At 61.7% G+C, this 1,941-nt stretch carries 3 protein-coding genes; 2 read left to right on the top strand and 1 reads right to left on the bottom strand.

Going from position 1 to position 1,941, the window contains the following annotated elements:
- Together menA and Q0349_RS01760 are read left to right on the top strand one after the other, a co-directional pair.
- The coding region (gene menA, locus Q0349_RS01765) for a 1,4-dihydroxy-2-naphthoate octaprenyltransferase (RefSeq protein WP_298079103.1) at positions 1 to 706 on the top strand (706 nt) is incomplete at its 5' end.
- A 120-nt stretch (positions 707 to 826) separates the two neighbouring features.
- Positions 827 to 1,423, top strand: a complete 597-nt coding sequence (locus tag Q0349_RS01760) for a Slam-dependent surface lipoprotein (RefSeq protein WP_298079102.1) — start codon at positions 827 to 829, stop codon at positions 1,421 to 1,423.
- 100 nt (positions 1,424 to 1,523) lie between these two features.
- On the opposite strand, the gene Q0349_RS01755 is transcribed toward Q0349_RS01760, so the two are convergent.
- Positions 1,524 to 1,940, bottom strand: a complete 417-nt coding sequence (locus Q0349_RS01755; protein WP_366916253.1) for a DUF3465 domain-containing protein — start codon at positions 1,938 to 1,940, stop codon at positions 1,524 to 1,526.
- Position 1,941 lies beyond the last annotated feature (1 nt).

Below are 1,941 nucleotides of genomic sequence, written 5' to 3'. Positions count from 1 at the left end.
CGTGCGCGGCACCGACCGCCATCGTCCCGCCAGTGCGCCGCGCCGCCTCACCGCCAGCGGCGCGGTCAGCATCCGGCAGATGCGGCAACTACTGGCGGCGGGCGTCCTCGCCTCGCTCTCCTTCGGCATCGCCCTGCTCGCGGTCAGCTCGCCCGGCTGGAGCGGCCTGTTGCTGTTCCTGCTGCTCGGCGCGCTCGCCATCCTCGCCGCCATCACCTACACCGTGGGCCGCTACGCTTACGGCCATCACGCCCTCGGCGAGGTCAGCGTGTTTTGCTTCTTCGGCCTGCTCGGCGTCATCGGCAGCTATTACCTGCAAAGCGGCGGCTACACCCCGGCGGTGCTGTTGCCCGCGACCGGCTGCGGCCTGCTCTCCGCCGCGGTGTTGCACATCAACAATATGCGCGACATTGACAGCGACGCTGCTGTCGGCAAATGCACCATCGCCGTCAAACTCGGCTTTGCGCGCAGCAAACGCTTTCACCTCGCGCTGCTCGCTGCCGCCGCAACCTGTTACCTTGCCTACGCCGCGAGCGCTCCTGCCAGCCTGCTGTGGTTGCTGGCCTGCCCTGCCCTCGCCTGCCACGCCAAACGCCTTTATTGCGCCGCCGACCCCGCCCGCGCCGGGGGCGAGCTGAAAAGCATCGTCCTCATTACCTGCGTCATCAACCTGCTGTTTAGCTTGGGGCTGTCTTTGGCGACCTGAACCTTGTCGCATACTGACAACAAAATGACCAAATTCCCACGGACTTTTACAACAAAACGCGCCATAATACCCGCGCTCAAAACAGAGCGCTGCAATTCACGATTAAAGAGGAATAAAGCGATGAAAAATATTCTGCTCTCTACCGCTGTTGTCACCCTGCTCGCCGCCTGTGGCGGCTCCGGTGCCAGCGACAGCATTACTGCCGATGATGCCAAAATCGATCTTTCCAAAGAAGCCAAAGGCAGCGTTGTCATCCCCACGCCTTACGGCAAACTGCACGGCTACAACCAGTACGCTTCCTTCTACGGCGTTTGGACGGATAACAGCGGTCAGGTTAAGGAGCTGCGTTATCGTGGCGACAAGACCGACAACGTTCCGCAAAGCGGCAAGGCGGTCTATCACGGCAACGCCGTGCGCTGGGATACGGTCGGCGACAAGGTTTATACCAAAGGTGAAAGCACCCTCAATGTGGACTTCGGTGAACGCATCGTTGACGGCAAAATCATTCTCCCCGGGATGCGTCGCGACATTGACCTGAAACAGGGTCGCCTGCGCGGTGCTGAATACAGCGGCAACGCCAGCGTGGTCGGTAACGACAAAGGCCGCTATGAAGGCGCACTCTATGGTGAAAATGCCAAAGAAACCGCCGGACAGGTCGTTTTCCCCAACGACAGCAGTCTTAATACCTCCTTCGGTGGCGTGCGTCTTGACAACTGACCGCCCTGCCCTTTCCTCCGACCGGATGCCAGCGCATCCGGTTTTTTTATGCTTGCCCGACGGTCTGCCGCGTGAACGGCTTTGATGGACGGTGTGGTGTCTATTGATACCGCTTGCCGCGTAATTCCAGCCAGCCGTCTGCATGGCGTCCTGCCGGGTCGCGGTGTGTCCAGTGGATGACGCCGCCGCGCGCGTTGGCTTCGTACTGGCCGCAGAAGGCGACGTGATCGGCAGGATGCAAATCGGGCAGGCGCGGCGCGAGGTCGATGTTGTGCGCGACCAGCACCGTTTTTCCTGCGCCGAGGTCAAGGATGAAGCGCTGGTGGCGGCTGCCTTCGGTATCGTCCTTCAGTACTTTTTTGACTTGTCCCGCGCCGCAGACCGCCGCCCCGCCGCGTTGTTGGGCGATGACGGCGTAGAGCGCGGTGTTGTCGTTGGTGCGGGTGGCAGGCGGTGACGGGTTCGCCTGTTCTTCGCGCAGGTTGGTGAACCAGATGGCGGCGATGAACAGCGGCAAG

It is taken from the genome of uncultured Cardiobacterium sp. (assembly GCF_938028185.1).
In the GTDB taxonomy this organism is placed as follows: Bacteria; Pseudomonadota; Gammaproteobacteria; order Cardiobacteriales; family Cardiobacteriaceae; genus Cardiobacterium.
The sequence above is the reverse complement of the archived record's forward strand: the minus strand, read 5'-3'. Positions and strand labels throughout refer to the sequence as shown.